Consider the following 19,019-nt stretch of genomic DNA (forward strand, 5'->3'; position numbering starts at 1 on the left):
CCGCCTTGGAAGCCGAGTACGGCGAGTTCGGCGCGTAAGGGGTGGTCTCGCTGAACTTGCCGGTGGCCCCCAGCGTGCCGTAGACCTCGTCGGTGGACACGTGCAGGAAGCGGAACGCCTCGCGCGCACCGGCCGGCAGCGCCTTCCAATGGTCGCGCACCGCCTCCAGTAGGCCCAGGGTGCCGACCACGTTGGTCTGCACGAACGCGCCGGGACCGTCGATGGAGCGGTCGACGTGGCTCTCGGCGGCGAAGTTCACCACTGCGTCGGGCTTGTGTTCGGCCAGCAGTTGGGCGACGAGCGCGCGGTCGCCGATGTCGCCGTGCACGAACACGTGGTCCGGGTTGCCCTCGAGCGAGGCCAGCGTGTCCAGGTTGCCGGCGTAGGTCAGCGCGTCGAGGTTGATCACGCGGATGCCGCGCGCCACCGCCTCCAGCACGAAGTTACCGCCGATGAAACCGGCGCCGCCGGTTACGAGCCAAGTCAACAAAAATCACCTATATCGTCTATCAATAGAAAAATGGAGCACGCAAGATACAAATATCATCAACTCAAGTCCATTCATCAGGGCAATCCCTCTTCCAATCCTCCATTGCAGAATTCAAATCATATAAATAAGGATACCCCGTGGACTCAAGAAACTTCGGAATAATGTTATTAGATCGAACTAGCTTATGAATTCGCACAGGACTGAAGGGGTGCTTCAAATGAAATGGCTTCATCACCGCATCAATCACATGAGCAACGCAAAGTAACGCAGAATATGGAACATTTAATACAACCCGCTTAACGTCCGAAACATTACAAACCGCCGCAACATATTCAGAAATGGAAGGTCCCGGATTCATCGACCCATTAAACAAGGCAACCCCTCCACCATTTTTTGCTTGTCGTGAAAACACCCACCAAAAAGCAGCACACAGTTCTTTAACATAGATGCCGGCTTTTCGTGTATCTCGATTGCCCATATAGAAAAAATAACCTTTCCGCACCGCCTTCACCAATCTTGTTACATTTCCCCCCTCACCTGGCCCGAATACGACTCCCGGCCGAGCGATCACCAATGTCCTTCGCCTTGGATCTCCGGCTTGCCAAACTAAATGAATTTTTTCAGCAACTAACTTCGAAGAACCATAGGCGGTAACTGGCACCGGCAAAGTGGCTTCATCCTTTACATCTTCGCTGATGCCATACGGCGAGATCGAGGACGTGAAAATTATATTGTCACACTTCATATCTTGAGCCCAGACAACCACATTCTCGGCACCTTTCAAATTAGTATTGAAATATTCTTGATCGACATGTCCAGGTTCGCGATGAACAGCAGCAAAATTAGCTATCAAAGTGATATTATCGACTGGTTTCCAATCGATACTTAAGCGTACGTCGCCCCGAATGAATTCTATTTTTGAACCATGACGTTCCATCAATCGTGAACGATAGGGAAATGGCTTTTCCTGATACGACTCCATGTCATACAAGTAAATCTTTTCAAATCCGCCCTCACGCAAGAGAAAATCGGCAAAAAAACAACCTATGAATCCAGAACCACCAAAAATAACTGCGCAAGACATTCCAATTTCCTCCAGTTAAATCCAACCAAAAATAGCGGAAATGGCTAGGACAGCTCTATCGGAAAGCCGGCGACGTCCGCGCTTGAACAACAAACATGCGAAGCTCAGTCTTCGCTGAATACTATCGGGACGATCGAGAATCACAGCGAAATCCTTAGGAATCACGCCTGGCCCGCCGATCTCGATGATTGCAGCGGCAATTAGGCGGACTTGACTGACGTACCAACCACTTCTTATCAACTGCAGTCGTTTCTTTACACCAGACCACGCTCCACGAGCCCCTGTGTCATTTCCTCCATGTTGGCGATATTTCAGATATGAGTCACTATCGAATATCCAGCCACGATCTAGCGCCCTACTAATTGCATAAATAAACCAATCATGATAATGGACCCCTGAATAATTCAACCTTGGATTCCTCAAGACTTTCTGGACTTGGGCTACAAAATCGCTTCTCAGCACGAAAGAACATCCCTGACCAGCCCCCTCAAACAGAAAATCAATATCCGTGACATTCGGATTCTGGCGAAGCATCTTGGCAGAGCCATCTGCCCAGAATGCCTCCACTGCACATGAATAGCCTGCTACAGAAGATGATTCAAGCTTACCTACCGCACTCAATAACTTGTTATGCGACCAGATATCATCTTGATCGCTAAAAGCAACATAATCGCATTTACCTGTATCTATGATTTTTAATAAGCGCAAGAAATTCTGTCCCGCACCACCAGACTGCTCTTTAAATCGGACAATTTCACATACCTCAAGATACTGGGATTCAATAAAATCAGCACTCCCATCTCCGGAACAATCGTCCCCTACAATCAAACTGACCCGAACACCCTGTTGATTAAGAATACTATCAATCTGTTCTTTGAGCCAAACTTTACCGTTATAGACACCGAGAACAACGAGAACATGCTTCATATTAGTCATATTCATATTATTTAAGCATCAGCCCCCTTGGACGCAATAATAACCTACAGCTCAAAACAAGAGCGCACTATCAATATTCAACGAATAACCTAGGCTTACAGCAATACATAGATCATAACATGCTAAGAAAGCAAACCATTATGGATATTTAAGAAATCTTAATCAACTCAGAATTTCGCAAACTTTCAGAGTCGCGACCGATTTTAACTTGATGCAGATATTTTCCATAAAACACCCAAAACAAAAGCATGGCTTTATGTGTGACGAGTGCATCGATAAATATAGAACTCAGCACTAAAACCAACAGATAACCACGCAAAAGTCGATCATCTACACTCCGGTACAGAATAAACAAAAAGGAGATATAGAGAATGAATCCTATCAAGCCCACTTCAATCAAAAGACGAACAAAATTTCCATCTACAGCAAATCCAGCAAATGAAGGCCCAAGTCCGAAGACCGCAGAGTCAAGACTACCAAGAGAAGACTTTATTAAAGTAGCCCACCTATTAAATCTAATATATGCACTAACGTCGCCATCGGCTTGTGAAAATTCATCTACAGCATCGCCGTAGGTCATATCACGATAATCAGCAGATGTCTTGACGGCTGTACTGTTGGAAACTATAGACTTAATAACATCCATTGTTCCACTATCTAACGCCTGTTCAAACCTAGATAAAACCCCATCAGAACTTGAACTGAAGCTAAAAGTCCCAATAACAAAAACAAAACACAAAGCTAAAGCAGATAAAAAAACAAAAGAGAACCGCCTGGCGCTATTTAAAATATTTCTAAAGAATATACGCAAATATAAGCCAAGAAAAACTACAACCAGAGCTACAATGGTAACCCTGGACTGAGTAAACACTAGTAATAGAAAAGAAGCAGCCGCCCAAACGAATGCCTTATATTCCAAAAAATAAAGGCACATAAATGCCGCCAACAAGGCAAGTTCCCAAGGCCCCCCCGTGTTGGCTATTGCCCGATTAAAACTAAAAGAAGTGACTCCGCCAATAACCCCCAAGAACTGCCCAACAACAAGAATAGAGGAATAAATCAAATATAAGCAAATCCACCTCCTGAAGTTGAAGTTAGATTTCGCCAGCATATACCCCAGATACGCATAAAAAGAATACTCCAGATGCCTCAAGGCAAACAACAGTCCAGATATAAGCTCTATTCTCCCAACGAAAAAATTGTAGAATACCGATAAGCAAGACCATAAAATAAAAACAAAGAAAACAATTAACGCACGACTCACCCTCGCCAACTTATTAGTCAGCAACTGATGAACCGCTAGACAACCTAGTATTACAGCAAGAAAATCGTCAGGACGAATCCGCCCCCAACTTTCTACAAGATTCAGTTTGAACCCAAACAAACTATAGATAAAAACAAAAGAGTAGAATAATTTACTCACCCGCCACCCCTGTATTCGACCCACGGGAAACTAAAACCACTGCTATTTTCAAAAAAATGTCGCCTATGAATTAGCTCGACACTTAAATGTCCCACCAATTCTGCGCCGAGCGTTAACCCGCACTTAACAAATCGCTATAGGCACGCATATAAGACTTTGCTGAATATGAAATACTAAATTCAAGGATATCATCATTATTGACATCCCCGTAATTGGAATACTCATCAAAAATCATCCTGACACATGAGTAAAATTCACCATCGTTACACACCACTCCAAATCTACTGCTTTTAATTTGCTCTGGCAGCCCTCCCTTGTTGGACACAACAACAGGGAGCCCTCTAATTATTGCTTCCATAGCCACTCGGCCAAATGGCTCATTATACGAAGATGGAACAACAATACAGTCGACCATGTCATAGAAATCCGAAGACTTCATATATCCGACAAAGTCTATCCAGGGCATTAAATCCTTAACCTTCGACTCCATTTCCGGGTAAATTTCTAGAAAATCATCCCTAAATCCTCCCGCTATGATTAATTTAGTTCCTCGTTTCCCTCTATAGAAAGAGTCGATAAGTACATCGATCCCTTTTTCTTTCGAAAAACGACCAATGTACCCCGCCACTCGCGACTCTCTTTGTCGGATACCTTCGTTCACCGAATTAACAGCAAAGCCATTATATATGACACGCCGATTTGCTTTTTCAAAAAAAGCAAAATTAGCATGCGCATTTAACATATACTTGCTATTAAAAACAACGCTTTTTAAAGGGCGTGACAGCCACCTTTTATAAGTTAACTCCATTCTAGCAACAAGACCCATCCTATTATGATCACCTCTATACCATGATTGGCGATCTAATAAATAAAAATCCCGAGTGGTGTGAATAACCCGAACCCCCAATAAACGACAAGCACAAAAAATCCAGGGAGAGACACCTTTTATGTTATTAGTGTGAAGTATATCCCCTCCTTCACTCTTTACCAGCCGCACAACCCTAATTGCCATTGGAATATTTAAAAGATCGATTAAGTTCCAAAAAACCTTCATTAATAAATTTCTTTTCTTTGCCGAAAATGGCCAAAATATATTCCAGAGAGGAATTTTCTTTATTCGTACTCCACAATATTCAAAAATCTCAACGCCTTTAGATGGATCGTTTAATGCAAGCATGCATACATTTACATCGTTCTTTAGCAGCTCACTAGCCAATTCCAGACAAGAAAATTCACTCCCTCCGTGCATTTCTGGATATGAAGTAGTATTAAAAATCACCACCTTCGCCCCACCCAAATAAATATTTTCGCTCACTTAAACCACCTTAGATCCCGATATTAATTCCACCCAATCAGCCGCTAGAACTTATACGTCATCGCAGGCATGAAATAAATTATATATGCCCTAAGACCCGATTTCTCTGATCTTAGATTAAATTTCTAATTTTTTAAAATTGTGACTACGATCGCCCACTTCAGTAGAAAGTAATGAACCAACGGATTCTGCACAGGGCGCATGGTTAATGTAGTGGCATAGACTTGGTCGGGCGTTTTCATCTTCAACGCCTGATGCGGTCGCTGCCGGTTGTAGAACCCGATCAAGTCGCCGATCACGCGCAGGGCGTGGCTCTGGCTCTCGAACCGGTGGCGCTGGCGGTGGCGGTGGACGCATTGCTTCTTCAGCCTATGGATCACCCGTTCCACCATCCCGTTCTGCTGTGGACAGTGCGGTGTGATGGACTCCTGCTTCAGTCCGTAGCTGCGCACCAGACGGGTGTAGTCCCGGCTAGTGAAGACCAGGCCGTTGTCCGAGCGCAGCAGGAACGGCTCCTCCCGGCCCAGCGTGCCGAACCGATTGATCAAGGCCTGTACCAGGGCCGCCACGGACGTGCTGGCATTGCCGGTGCGTGATGCTGCCAGCCCAGCGGGCTACTGGGAATGAACAAAAACACGGTACAGCGGATCTTCCAACTCTAGGGCTGGCAGGTACGCAAGCGAGCCGTAGGCCATCGTCCCCGGATCGAGGGCGCTGGTTCGGTTGCCACGGGCACCGAACCAGCGCTGGACCCCAGACCTGTGCCGAATCTGGGGTGGCAAGGATGGCTGGCTGAGTCTTGCACTAATGATCGACTGTCATACCCGACCCCGGCGTCCGATAGCCGAACGACGGCACGACCTTGATCAGCTCCCGAATCGGTTCGGCCAGCTCCGGTTTCACCTTCGGCGTTGCCTTGACGGATTCGTAGTAAACACTGCGCCGGCCGGCCCACGCCGAACCACTGGCACAGCTTCACCATCGATACCTCGAACCCGTATTCCCTCAAGCCCTGCTGGATCGAGGCCATCAGCTCTCGTCCTTACCCAGTAGGGCTGCCAACTTTCTTCGGCTACACAACTCCAGCATCGCCTCGCCGTAGGCCTCCTGCAGGTCCTTGAGCTGACGCTCGTACTACTGCTCTTGCACATCTTCCGGCTTGACCCGCAGCGCCTTCTCCAGGCCTCGCTTGCGTTCATCGATCCAGCCTTAAATCTCCGCCGGAGTCAGGTCGAACTGCCGGCTGGCCTGCGCCACCGCCGTCTTGCCCTAAGATGATCTCCAGCACCAAGGCTGACTTGCATTAGGCCGTCCAGCGCTTGATCTGTTCCTCGTCCATCACTTCGCTCATCGGTGTCTCCTTCGAAAACTAACACCTGAGCAGAAATTCAGTGGGTCATTACAAGAATCCTGATTAGCTAAGCTCTCGCTCTTGGTAACACCCTAGGTCATCGTATATCTTGCTTCTGATGGTTTCGCACAACTCGCGCAGGCACGCCAACTGCAACCGAACCAGCCGGTAACGATTTCGTCACGACGGCACCTGCACCTACTACGCAATCTTCGCCTAGCACTACACCATCTAATATGGTGACATTATTGCCAAGCCAACAGCGTGCACCAATACTGATACCCTCACGGGTAACTGTTCCTGAAGTGAAACTACCATCTTCTCCCAGCACATGTTGCTCTGCCGCCAACGCAAGCCCTGCACCGATCTGACAATTTTCGCCAATCGAGATAGGCCCGCCGACACCGATCACTGCATTTGGTCCAATGTAAGCTCCAGTACCAATCACCAATCTTGCACCAGGCTCATTAAATCCAGACCGGCATTGTACCCAGGCATTCTCGCGCAACGTCACTCTGTCCTCGAAGCGACAGGCAGAAATCGAACAAGTTTCAATATAACTATATGCTCCAATTGATACACCACGCCCGAGTTCAAGCTTAGTTGAGCATATAAACCTTACACCGGCACCAATGAATAATAGTCGCGGCTGACGTAAATGTAAGATCTGCCAAAGCAATCCACGCACCATTGGGCCGAGCCCCTTTTCAAGCCCATAAAACAAATCCACCCTGTTAGCAAGTAGGCGTTTGATATGAAACCTCATCGATTTTCACCCATCATTCTATCGATTTCCACTTATAGCACCATGATAGAGATCTCTACTCGCAAATGCATCCTTAAATCGAACTCACACGAGTTATGAACCCGATACTTCTGGCATGAATAATAAAATAAAACCTTGCCCGAACCAAATCAAAATCCATAATTTTGGATTTATTTACTGGCGCGACCGTTAACGGGATTAATATGAATTTCTGATGGCAGAGGCGATTCTAAAGCCGTGAAAAAAACCCGTGCATATTCAATTGCCGCTTTATGCAATTCTATTGCTTGACTTCGTGCAGCCCGCGCAAGTTCACACCGCCCCTTTTGACATATGCTCACTGCCTGCGCTAATCGACTCGCATCAGACTCTAGGTCCATAGTGAGTAACCACGGATAATTTGACATAAGTCGTTCGGAAATACAGCCTCTATCTGAAGCCAATACCGCTACACCAGCGCTGTATGCTTCCAAAATGACGAGCGGGTCAGCCTCATCTACTAGCATAGTAGGCAAGATAAATAAATCAATTTCTCTATAGAAACGCGCTTTATCCGCGCCCGTTACCGGACCACGCCATTCGATCTTATCGGGGTAACGAGCAATAGAAGCGTAGATCTGTGCAGAAAGTGACGCTGCCTTAACAGGGCCAGCCAGCACCAGCCGAATATCACATCCCTGCGCTAGTAATAATTCGGTTAGCTCTAAAACTATCTTTACTCCTTTTTCTGGAGTCATTACACTCAGGTGACCAAGCGTAACAGGCCCAGCACGCGCAACTACCAAAGAATCCTCCAATGGCATAGGAAATAAGAAAGCATTTGGCAAAACTAAAACATGAGCGCGCTGTTTTAAAGTCAGATAAAGTTGACCATAAGCTTCAGCCATGCGCGCGCTAAAAAAAATATGTCGCTGCTTACTCCCCCCGAATAGACAGAGCAAACGCGACGATAGCAGAGGACCTAAATTTATTGCTCGATAAGAATGATGATGTACAAAATGGCCGGCCCCACGTAATCTTAATGCCAGCACCGTCAATAAAAATAGCCAGAGCCCCATCTGTCCCGGTGGTGACGTATAAACTATATCACCTCTCCGCCATTGCAATAAAATAGAGAAAGGATTAATCAGCGCGCGCAATATTTTCTCTACAGGGTCCCCGCCAATCGGAAGAAATCTTATTTTTCGTGATCTATTGACAAGCAAGGATTGCATTTGATCATTGAATAGCGACTGTCCATTTATCGGCGGCGACGTTGCCCCAATAAACCAGAGACACCCCATATTTTTACCGTTGTAAGTGTTACTCATTTTTTCACCGCCACCTCAAACTCAAAAATTCCTTATTTGATGCCAAGCTAACGAAGTACCCTCTAACCGATAAACTTATTTCCCGCATACCAATAACACCCTCATAAATTTACAGATGATCGCCTTGATCGCATTCTAACAAAGCCTCCCACGAAAATTAGTAGATTCACAAAAACCTAATAGGACGACGACAGAAGAAAGAGAAATGTGGGCTCCGAAGTAGCCATATCTATGCATCCCCCGCCCGCCGATGGATCCCAGATAAGCATCTTCAAACGAACCATGCAACTGCGAACTCATAAGATTAGCTACAATCATATCGAAAAGCATGCTTAATCGACCGCTTGAATAATACTTCTTTTACCCCCTTAAGATCCTCAGATCACTTGGACCATGGGAATCAATCAGTCACAAGCATAAGAATTTTTGTATGGGATGGGCAGAAAAATCCACGTATTTATGATGGCCGACCTAGTTGACAATATTATTTATCGATGCGATTGATGCCATTACGAATGTAGCAACCCCAGATGGCCAAGTATTTATAAGAAATTTTCCATACCCCCCACCTAATACTTTCTTATGCAATACAAAGTAAATCTGGAAAAAATTTAAATTGAATGAAACAAATAAGCTCCAGCATAATGCCTCAAGACTACCACACCAAATCCCAAAAACAATGGCAGAAATATTGAGTATTGTCCACAGCACGCCTGTGCTGAACATCAAATCAGTACGATTGAATGCTTGGAAAAAACTTCCACTAGTGGACATGATAGTTTGTGCAGGGATGCTCAGCGCCAGCAGCTTGATCACTGGAACAACGGTCATCCATTGCTGACCAAAAGCTATAAGCACAATATATTTTGCAAAGAAAAATACGCCGAGCGCTGCGATTGAGCCACCGATAGATAGCTTGAACGCCAAATCGCGATGAAGATCGTTAACATGCCTAATATCATGAGTAACTTCACGAAGCGCAGGTTGTATCGCTGGCGTCATCGCAAAGGTGAGCAACATCAACGGGTAGCGCATCAACTGATAAGATCGGTCGTAAATACCTAGAAAACTAGCGCCGAGATATTTTCCCACAAGGATGTTATCAAGATTTCGCGAAAAATAGTTCATGAAGTTAAAACCCAACTGGTAACTAGTGGTCCCCAGCAATGGCCTTATCGCGAAAAAATAACTTCCCGGCAATGGACGGCCGAATTCGGTATAGCCACTATAATACAAATTTGCAATAAAATTAAGCAATGCCTTGACTGGAAAATATAAAGCATATGCTTGCAATGCCGACAGTTTATAATGTGCGATGACGGTGACAACAAGTGCGCCGAATTCGGCCATCATCCCAGCTTGTGCTATCCGCTTGAACATTTGCTCCCGCTGCAATAACGCGAGTGGGAGTACTACAGCGGTATTAGCGAACAAAGCAACAGATACAAATGGAATTATATAGACAATGTCTTCAATATTATAGAATTTCGCCAGAGTCGAGCCAAGCATCACCATGACAACAGCAAGAAACGCCGCAACAAACAAACTTAATCCAAAAATACCGTCACGATCTCTTTTTTCAAAGTCTCGTAAATTAATGATAGCTGGACTAAGCCCACCTTCAGCTATCAATTGAAAAAAAAGCACGATGCTTTGCGCAGCAGCGACCACGCCAAAAACCTGCGGCGTAAAAATACGTGTCAAGACCATAAGCGAAATTATACTACATGCATACACCGCATAGCGAGATAACATGCTTTTCCCTATGGCGCGATAGAGATTACTCATCTGTCAAAGTTCATATCAATCAAAACTCCCACGGCATGCCATCTGGATTTTCAACAGATCTTATAAGTTTCGCAGGAGCGCCGGCCATAACGGAGTACGGAGCAACATCTTTAGTAACAACCGAATTAGCTCCGATCACCGAGTGATGACCAATTGTTATGGGTCCAAGAATCACGGCACCGGCACCTATAGAACAAAAATCTTCGATTTTTGGATGGATACGCTGTCCATCCATTGGACGAAAATTTCCAGCGCCTAAAGTTACACCATGCCTAATAACTACGTTTGCGCCCACAATAGAGCTGAAACCGATCACAGTGCCCATGCCATGACTGAAGATCGCCTTATCCGAAATTACTACGCCAGGTTCGATTTCGATACCTGTCAGAAAGCGGGAAATCTGGCTGACTAATGACGCCGCATGTTTCATTTTTATGCGATACAATGCCGCAGTTAATTTGTGCAAAAAAATTGCTTTTTCGCCAGGAAACACAAGAGTACGATATATTTTCCCAAAACCTTTTTTTGAGCTTCTGAGAATGTTATTTTTCCCATTCGTCATCGGAATCAATCCGCCCCAAAGAGATCGCGACTGTACACCTTTTCAACTACGTCCCTGATGTCGTCAGTCGCGCGGTTAGCAACTATTACATCGCTGAGTTGCTTGAATCCTGTGAGGTCATTTACGACGCGGGAGTTGTAGAATTTGGTATCAGTGAACACCGGTTCGTACACAATCACTTCCACACCCTTGGCCTTAATACGTTTCATAATTCCCTGGATGCTGGAGGCACGAAAATTGTCGCTTCCAGCCTTCATGATCAAACGATAGATTCCCACCACTTTGGGCTTACGCCTTAGAATTTCGTCGGCAATGAAATCCTTGCGGGTGCTGTTGGATTCCACGATAGCTTTGATCAGGGTTTGCGGCACATCGTTATAATTGGCCAGCAGTTGCTTCGTGTCCTTGGGCAAGCAATAACCGCCGTAGCCAAAGCTGGGATTATTGTAATGGTTGCCTATACGTGGATCCAGACTGACGCCTTCGATAATCTGGCGAGTATCCAGATCACGGCTGGCCGCGTAGGTATCCAGTTCGTTGAAGAAGGCCACACGCATGGCGAGATAGGTGTTGGCGAAGAGCTTGATCGCCTCGGCCTCAGTAGGGTCAGTGAACAACACAGGCACGTCTTTCTTGATCGCCCCTTCCTTAAGCAGATTCGCGAAGGCTTCGGCGCGCGCTGACGGCTCACCGACGATGATCCGGCTAGGATGTAGATTGTCATATAGCGCACGACCTTCACGCAGAAATTCGGGCGAGAAAATCAGATTGTTGGTTCCGTATTCTTCGCATGCCTTGACGGTGAAGCCTACCGGAATAGTGGATTTGACTATCATCACTGCTGTCGGATTGATGGCTACTACGTCAGCAATTACGGATTCTACCGAACTGGTGTTGAAGTAATTGGTCTGGACATCATAATCAGTGGGCGTGGCGATGATGACGAAGTCGGCGCCCTCATAGGCTTGGTGCTTGTCCAGAGTGGCGGTGAAATCCAGTTCATGGTTGGCCAGGTAGTCCTGAATCTCCGCATCCTCGATCGGGGACTGCTTGCGGTTGAGCAATTCGACCTTGTGTGGGTCGATGTCCAGGGCCACCACTTGGTGATGCTGAGCCAGGAGAACGGCGTTGGACAGGCCGACGTAGCCAGTACCGGCGATTGCGATCTTCATGTCGTTGGTTGGGTAGTTTTGAAAGAGGGGGATACGCCATTGGCCGCGCGGGTTGGACATTGGAAATATGGCTGCCGGCCGCGGAGGCCGATATACGCTTGGATGCCAGGGCCATCGCATCCCGGGCATCACGGGCAGCGGTGGTCTTCGTGCGTCGGCCGCATGGGGCCGACCTACGGAAAGGTAATGCGATGGCCCGTGCGGTCAGGTTTAAAGCATTAAGATCAGGGTCACGGCCCTGACGCTCGTGAAACCCGGGCACTTCACTACTTGGTTTCACGGAGGAAGCCGCTGGGTCCCCGCCTGCGCGCACTACTGTCCGGGGAAATCCCGCTCGTCGCTCCCGCGCAGGCGCCGAGCCTATGGACGTTGCCTCGATCTGCAGGAAAGTCCCTGGATCCCCGCTTTCGCGGGGATGACGAGAACCAAAGTTCGGCGCGCAAGCCACAATCGAGTCCTGGTACACCGGGAGCTTTGCGTTCCAGGCATTTGCTGTCCCAACGACGAAACTTCCCCGGACAGTAGGGCGTCTGCGCGAGGACGACGAGTTCCAGTTTCGCAAGGCGCTTGGAACCCTAGCAATCACGCGCGTCAGCTACGTAGAGCCGACGCACGGAACGACGGAATCATTTTTCCGTGGACTTGTACTCGTAGTAGCCGTAGCTGTAGTAGCCGGCTGCCCGACGTTCAACGGCGTTGAAGATGGCACCCTTGATCTTGACGTTGTTCTGCTCGAAGCGCTTCTTGGCCAAGGCCAGTTCCTTGGCCTGATTGAGGCCGAAGCGTGCCACCAGCAGGCTGGTGCCTGCATGGTGCGCTATGACCGCCGCGTCGGTCACCGCCAGGATCGGCGGAGTGTCGATGATGACAAGGTCGTAGTCCTTGCTCACCCCTTCCAGCAGGCGGGTGAAGTTCTCGTGCATCAACAGTTCCGATGGGTTCGGCGGTACGTCGCCACGTGGAATGAAGTGCAGGTTGGGCAGGCCATCGAGAGCGCGGGTGGCTTGCTCGGCAGTAACGTCGCCCACCAGAAGGTCCGACAGGCCGGGCGACTGCTTGGCGCCCAAAGCCTTGTGCAGCGTGCCCTTGCGCATGTCCGCATCGATCATCAGCACCTTCTTGCCGGCCTGGGCGATCACTGCGCCCAGGTTGGTGGAGACGAAGGTCTTGCCGGCGTTGGGGCTGGAGCCGGAGATCAGCACGATGTTGTTCTTGGCTTCCAACTGGGCGAAGTGCAGGCTGGTGCGCAGGCTGCGCATGGCCTCCACCGCCAGATCCGCCGGGTCGTTGATCGCCAGCAGGTGCAGCTTGCCGTCGGCGCGTACGTGGCCGCGCACCGAGTCGGTTTCCTGCTTGGGACTGACCGGGATGGAGGCGTAGACCGGCAGGCCGAGCTCCTCAATCTGCGCCGGATCCTCGATGCCGCGGTTAAGCATCTGCCGCAGCAGCACGATGCCCACCGACAGGAACACACCCAGCAGGGTACCGATCAGCACCACCAGCCCCTTGCGTGGCTTGACCGGGCGGGTATCGTCCACCGCAGCAGGATCGACAATGCGTACATTGCCGACGGTGCCGGCCCGTGCCACGTCGAGCTGCTGCGCCTGGTTCAACAGCGAGGTGTACATCTCGTTGCTGAGGGTGAGATCGCGGGTGAGCCGCAGCAGCTCGCGCTGGGCATCGGGCAGTTCCCCGACCTCGCGCTGGAAGCCGGACTTGCGCCCTTCCAGTTCGCCGATCTGCTTGAGCAGGGCCTGGTAGGCCGGGTGGTCGCGGGTGAACTTGCGGTCCATCTCCGCCTGCTGCAGGCGCAGTTGCTGGATGCTGGTCTCCACGGCAACCTGCTGGTCCAGCAGGCCCTTGGTCTGCAAGGTGAGATCGACCGAGTGCGCCTTGGTCTGGTAGGCATTCATCGCCTCCTGCGCCGCTTCCACGTCCAGGCGCACCTTGGGCAGTTGTTCCTTGACGAACGCCAGCTGCGCCGAGGCCTCGGCGGAATTGCGGTCCACGTTCTGGCGCACGTAGGCCTGCGCCACGTGCTGCAGAAAGGTCTGCGCCAACGCCGGGTCGGCGTTCTGGTAGGACAACGACAGGATGCCGGATTCCTTGCCGCTCTCGCTGGCCTGCACTTGCTGCTGCAGGTCGCTGACGATGTTCAGGCGGCGAAGCTTGGTGACGTGGAAGCGGGTCCCGGGATTGGCCTTGAGTTCGGCCACCTGGAGGGTGACGCCCTTGCCCTGTACCGGCTGGCCCACCTGCCCCTTGAGCAGCAGTTCCCCGTCTGCATCGTGCAGCTCATAGCTGCCGGGTTGGTCGCCCGCGCGCAGGGTCAGTTCCGATTCGATGAGCTTGTCGGGCACCTGCAACTGGAAGATGTCGAGCTTTTCGCCGCCCCAGCCGTAGCTGTTGAATCCCAGCCAGGGCTTGGCCACCTGCCCCGGCTCCGACGCCTCGTGCCTGCGTGCCAGGAAGCCGCCCAGCAAGGGGAAGCGGTACGGCTCCACCGCAATATCCAGCCGCAGTTCGTCGGTTGCCGCACCGATCACCGTGCGCGAGCGGATCAGGGCGATCTCGGTGGTGGCCATGGCACTACCGCCCACGCCCAGCGATTCGCTCAGGTCCGACAGGCCCGGCAGCGACGGCATCTTCGACTCCACCTGCACCATGGCGTTGGCCTGGTAGATCGGCGTGGCCAGCAGTGCATAGGCGACGCTGACCACGAAGAACAGGCCGGTGATGCCGGCGATCAGCCAGCGGTGATCGATCAGGGTTCCCAGCAGTTGGCGCAGGTCGATCTCGTCCGCGTCGGCGGTGGCAGCGGCTCGGGCGTCTTGGCTCGTCATGGATTGGGTTCGATTTCTTGGAAGATAGATGGAAAGGCGCGATTAGAGATAACGCTGCCAGCTTTCGACGCCCTCGGCCATCAGCCGGTAGACGTGCTCGAAGGCGGGGCGCTGTTGCCGGTAGGGGTCCGGGATCTCGCGATCGGACTGCCACTTGCCCAGCAGGAAGGTCTTGCCGGATACCTGCGGGGCCTGCTCGGCGATGCTTTTGAGGTGGCGACGCTCCATCGTCAGGATAAGGTCGGCGGAGGTCATCAGTTGCACGTCGATCTGGCGTGCGCTGTGTGCACTGCCGTCCAGGCCGTGTTCGGCCAGCAGCTCCTGTGCGGTGGGGTCGATGCCCCGCCCTACCAGCGCGCCCAGGCCAGCCGAGGACACCTGGATATCGCGGCCGCGGAGTGCATCGCGCATGAGGATCTCGGCGGTGGGACTGCGGCAGATGTTGCCGATGCAGACAAACAAGATGTTGTTGAACAAAACCAGGATCCCGATGCTTTCCGTTGTGGCCGTGGCGGTTGCGGCAGGCCTACAGCGCCGGAGAGATACGGCTCCAGCTCCCAGCCCTACAGGATAAAGCAATCTTGGCTGAATGGGATTCATGTTCCCGGTGCGAGCGCAGCGCGGGCTACCGGGCCTGGCCACATCGTTTCGTAGCGCCGAGCTTGCTCGGCTGGGGCCTTACCGGGGAAAGCTCCAGCCGAGCGAGCTCGGCTCTACGGGCGGTGCGCTTGCCGGACGGACTCCAGACACGCTACCGCCCTACGATCGCCACTCAGGGTCTCGCATACATGCCGCGGCGCTCCCATCCATGGGAACAACCGGGGATCAGGCGCCAGAAGGCACCAGGTTGCTGGCCGGCATCTGCACCATTCTAGGTACGCCCAGCCAGTGCAGCAGCACCGCCACCCGCTCGCTGCCGGTACGGGCCTGGAACACCGCCTCGAAGCCACTGAACGGGCCGGCGGCAACCTTCAGCGGCTCGCCGGGCTTCCAGTCCTGCTCCAGCACTACCCTGCCACCCCCGTCGCAGCGGGCGCGGATGGCCTCGATCGCCTGGCCCGGCAAGGTCGCCAAGTCGGCACCGAAGCGCACCAACCCGCAGCAGCCGATGGTGCTGCGGATCGGGGCGGTGTTCTCGGCGGCGCTGTCCACGTTCACGAACAGGTAGCGGGGGAACAGCGGCACCGTGCGCTCCTGTCGCTGCCCGCGGCGGCCGGCGGCATGCTCCTGCGCCAACGGCAGCCAGGTCTCGTAGCCCTGTCGCTGCAGTTGCACCAGCGCCTGGCGCTCCTGCCGGGGACGGGTCAATACGAGGTGCCAGCGGCGTGTCACTTCGGCCGCTCCTGGTTCTCCGGAACATGTTCGCGCACGCCACCACCGACCTCGGCCACCAGCAACTCGATCTCGGCCTTGAGACGCTCGTACTCGCTCATCTTGCGCTGTAGGAACTTCATGGTGATGCGCGCCTTTTCCTCGATGCCCGATGGCGTGAGCAGGTAGCGGTACACCCGCTTGTCGGCGTTGCGGCGGAAGTTGCCCAACTTGACGTGGCCACGCTCCATGAGCGCCTTGAGGCAGTAGTTCACCTTGCCCAGGCTGATGCCCAGTTCACGGGCCACCTCGCGCTGGGTGATATCCGGCTGCTGCTCGATCATGCGCAGGAGCTGGTGGCGCACTTCGTCGGGCTGCATCCTTCCATCCGTGTTCAACGATTGAACAGACCTTAGCGTCCACGTCCCGGTGCTGCAAGCCAACATGCCCGGGCATGCGTCCGCCGTTCAGTAGGCGGTTTTCTGCGCCAGGACCTTCACCGCGGTCAGCACGATGATCTTGATGTCCAGCCAGGGAGTCCAGCGGCGGATGTAGTCCAGGTCGTACTGCACACGCTTCTTCATCGACCGCAGCTCGGGGGTTTCGCCGCGGAAGCCGTGTACCTGTGCCCAGCCGGTGATGCCGGGCTTGACGTAGTGCCGCTGCATGTAGCGATCGATCAGCCGCTCGTACTGGTTGTTGTGCTGGACCGCATGCGGCCGCGGTCCCACCACGGACATGCTGCCGCCAAGCACATTGAAGAACTGCGGCAACTCGTCGAGGCTGGTCCTGCGCAGGAATGCACCGAAACGGGTCACCCGCGGATCGCCCTTGGTGGCCTGGGTGATCTTGTCCGGATCCTCGGCGTGTACCCGCATCGAGCGGAACTTGAGCATGCGGAACTCCCGCCCCCCCAGGCCGTTGCGCTTCTGCCGGAAGAACACCGGCCCCGGCGAACTGAGCTTGACCCCGATGGCCAGCACCAGGAAAACAGGACTGAGCACGATCACCGCGATGCCGGCCACCAGCCAGTCCTCGATGCGCTTGACCGCCAGGTAGTAGGGATTGGCGACGCCCTGGCGCAGGTTGATCACCGGCACGCCGCCGATCTGTTCGACGGAAGGATTGAGGATGCCGAAATCGGAGATGTCCGGCACCAGCTTCACCGGAACTGGATAGCGCTCGAGCAGACGCAGCATGCCCTTGATGTCGTTGCGGTCCGACAGCGGCAGCGAGATCCAGACCTGCTCGACCCGGTCGTGGTTCTTCTCCAGATAGGCGCCAAGGGCGGCGAGGCTGCCCAGGCACGGCGGCAGGTTGCCGGAGGTGCTGTGGGTGTCGTGGTGGGAAGCGAAGTAGCCGGCAACGGCGATGCCCGTCTCCGGGTGCACCCGCAAGTGGCGGTAGAGCTTGAGGATGGGGGTACGCAGGCCGATCACGATCACCCGCTGCATGTCGATGCCCTGCTTGCGCATGTTGCGCAGCAGTGCATGGGCGCACACGCGCGCGACCGCCATGCCGCCATAACCCAGCAGGTACCAGTAGCCCAGCCACTGCCGTGAGATGACATTGCCCATCTGCACCAGCATGGCGTGCATCGAGAACAGGCCGAAGACGATGGTCCACGCCAGCCACAGCACGCCGAGTTCGCGCGCCAGGCTGCGTCCGCGCCATCCGCGGTAGATCGGCGACAGCCAGAAGCACAGCGTGGCGTACAGCAGCACGGTGCCGATGGCGATGCGGTACTCCTGATGCGGCAAGGTGTTGCCGAAACGCACGACATACGACACCGCCGCGGCTCCCGCCACGATCGCGGCATCGGCAATGCGCAGCCACAGGTCCAATGTGGCCACCCGCTCCGGGAGCGCCGTCACGGAACGCATGCCGCCGATCCCGTCATCACCGATCTTGCCCTGCAACAAAGTCATCTCCTATGCGTGCTCCAGTGCTCGTCCCTGGCCAGCCGCCAGCCACAGAGGGCTTCGCGGAGACAAAGAGATCTGATTATCCCGACATGTAATTGACATGTGAAGGCTTGACATACGTGCAGCTGCCAATGCGTCGGAAAGCTGACTCATTGCTGCTCGTCCTCGTCCATCCTGCGGATACGCGAGATGCGCCAGCCGCCGTGGGTCCTGAATAACCCAGTGTCCCCCAACAGGGCATAACGGACTGCACGATAGAGCGAGGGGACCACGGGGTGCTCCCAGGACCGGACCTTGTGATAGGCCCTCCGGAAATCGCTGACGCATGATTTGGACATTGGAAGCCACCCATGAGGACTACGGTGCACGAACCTGTGGATTCTTCCTAACCGGAATTAACGGTTCATTCCTGTCAGAGAAAAATTGATTTCAGGTGAAATAAGGGTGGAACTGGCAGCGGCTGTCGATGCACTCAAATAACAAACGCCTTGTTTTGATGCAATGCGGAAACGCTGAGAATGTCAATTTTTTGGCGCAAAGGAGATAGGCATCACGACGGAGCTTTACCGGAGATTCAAGAACCTGAGTAGTAGGCATCTAATGGCAATGCCGGTCGGCCCATGTGGCCGACGCCGGGGAGCGGGTTCGCGAGGCATGGAGCGTGGCCCCAGGCTGTGCATGGACCGACCATCGGTTCATCGCGTGGGGCCACCTTGGTCTCTGGTCCGGCTTCGGGCCCCAAG

The 19,019-nt window shown here is 52.6% G+C and carries 16 protein-coding genes and 1 pseudogene; all 17 read right to left on the minus strand.

Annotation, left to right across the window (positions count from 1 at the left end; genetic code table 11):
- Positions 1–490 (minus strand): GDP-mannose 4,6-dehydratase (locus tag LRX76_RS12840; protein WP_231805842.1); only part of this gene is annotated, 490 nt, incomplete at its 3' end.
- A gap of 61 nt (positions 491–551) precedes the next feature.
- Positions 552–1,574: an NAD(P)-dependent oxidoreductase gene (locus tag LRX76_RS12845; protein ID WP_231805844.1), complete on the minus strand. Its 1,023-nt coding sequence runs from the start codon at positions 1,572–1,574 to the stop codon at positions 552–554.
- A gap of 15 nt (positions 1,575–1,589) precedes the next feature.
- Positions 1,590–2,510 (minus strand): glycosyltransferase, encoded by a 921-nt coding sequence (locus LRX76_RS12850; protein ID WP_231805846.1) that lies wholly within the window; start codon positions 2,508–2,510, stop codon positions 1,590–1,592.
- Positions 2,511–2,658: 148 nt separating this feature from the next.
- Complete coding sequence (locus LRX76_RS12855; RefSeq protein WP_231805848.1) at positions 2,659–3,933, minus strand: hypothetical protein; 1,275 nt, start codon at positions 3,931–3,933, stop codon at positions 2,659–2,661.
- Positions 3,934–4,045: 112 nt separating this feature from the next.
- Positions 4,046–5,248, minus strand: coding sequence for a glycosyltransferase (locus tag LRX76_RS12860; protein ID WP_231805850.1), 1,203 nt, complete (start codon positions 5,246–5,248; stop codon positions 4,046–4,048).
- A gap of 125 nt (positions 5,249–5,373) precedes the next feature.
- Positions 5,374–5,817, minus strand: coding sequence for an integrase core domain-containing protein (locus tag LRX76_RS12865; RefSeq protein WP_231805852.1), 444 nt, complete (start codon positions 5,815–5,817; stop codon positions 5,374–5,376).
- Between the two features lie 460 nt (positions 5,818–6,277).
- Positions 6,278–6,539 (minus strand): annotated as a pseudogene (locus LRX76_RS18825) (DUF1153 domain-containing protein).
- A 157-nt stretch (positions 6,540–6,696) separates the two neighbouring features.
- Positions 6,697–7,365 (minus strand): acyltransferase, encoded by a 669-nt coding sequence (locus LRX76_RS12870; protein ID WP_231805854.1) that lies wholly within the window; start codon positions 7,363–7,365, stop codon positions 6,697–6,699.
- Between the two features lie 170 nt (positions 7,366–7,535).
- A complete protein-coding gene (locus LRX76_RS12875) occupies positions 7,536–8,675 on the minus strand; it encodes a glycosyltransferase family 4 protein (protein WP_231805856.1) in 1,140 nt (379 codons plus the stop codon).
- Between the two features lie 471 nt (positions 8,676–9,146).
- Entirely contained in the window at positions 9,147–10,463 is a 1,317-nt protein-coding gene (locus LRX76_RS12880) for an oligosaccharide flippase family protein (RefSeq protein ID WP_231805858.1), read from the minus strand.
- 19 nt (positions 10,464–10,482) lie between these two features.
- Positions 10,483–11,025: a serine O-acetyltransferase EpsC gene (gene epsC, locus LRX76_RS12885; protein WP_231805860.1), complete on the minus strand. Its 543-nt coding sequence runs from the start codon at positions 11,023–11,025 to the stop codon at positions 10,483–10,485.
- A gap of 5 nt (positions 11,026–11,030) precedes the next feature.
- The gene (locus LRX76_RS12890) at positions 11,031–12,197 is read right to left on the minus strand and encodes a nucleotide sugar dehydrogenase (protein ID WP_231806042.1); all 1,167 of its coding nucleotides are present in this window, start codon (positions 12,195–12,197) and stop codon (positions 11,031–11,033) included.
- Positions 12,198–12,823: 626 nt separating this feature from the next.
- On the minus strand, positions 12,824–15,040 hold the full coding sequence (locus LRX76_RS12895) for a polysaccharide biosynthesis tyrosine autokinase (RefSeq protein WP_231805862.1): 2,217 nt from the start codon (positions 15,038–15,040) through the stop codon (positions 12,824–12,826).
- A gap of 42 nt (positions 15,041–15,082) precedes the next feature.
- A complete protein-coding gene (locus tag LRX76_RS12900; protein ID WP_231805864.1) occupies positions 15,083–15,517 on the minus strand; it encodes a low molecular weight protein-tyrosine-phosphatase in 435 nt (144 codons plus the stop codon).
- Positions 15,518–15,865: 348 nt separating this feature from the next.
- On the minus strand, positions 15,866–16,372 hold the full coding sequence (locus tag LRX76_RS12905) for a transcription termination/antitermination NusG family protein (RefSeq protein ID WP_231805866.1): 507 nt from the start codon (positions 16,370–16,372) through the stop codon (positions 15,866–15,868).
- Entirely contained in the window at positions 16,369–16,731 is a 363-nt protein-coding gene (locus LRX76_RS12910) for a MarR family EPS-associated transcriptional regulator (protein WP_231805868.1), read from the minus strand. Before LRX76_RS12910 ends, LRX76_RS12905 begins: the two co-directional genes overlap by 4 nt.
- Positions 16,732–16,818: 87 nt before the next feature.
- On the minus strand, positions 16,819–18,234 hold the full coding sequence (locus tag LRX76_RS12915; protein ID WP_231805870.1) for an undecaprenyl-phosphate glucose phosphotransferase: 1,416 nt from the start codon (positions 18,232–18,234) through the stop codon (positions 16,819–16,821).
- Positions 18,235–19,019 lie beyond the last annotated feature (785 nt).

Origin of the sequence: Stenotrophomonas sp. MMGLT7, assembly GCF_021168555.1 — a bacterium.
Taxonomy (GTDB): domain Bacteria; phylum Pseudomonadota; class Gammaproteobacteria; order Xanthomonadales; family Xanthomonadaceae; genus MMGLT7.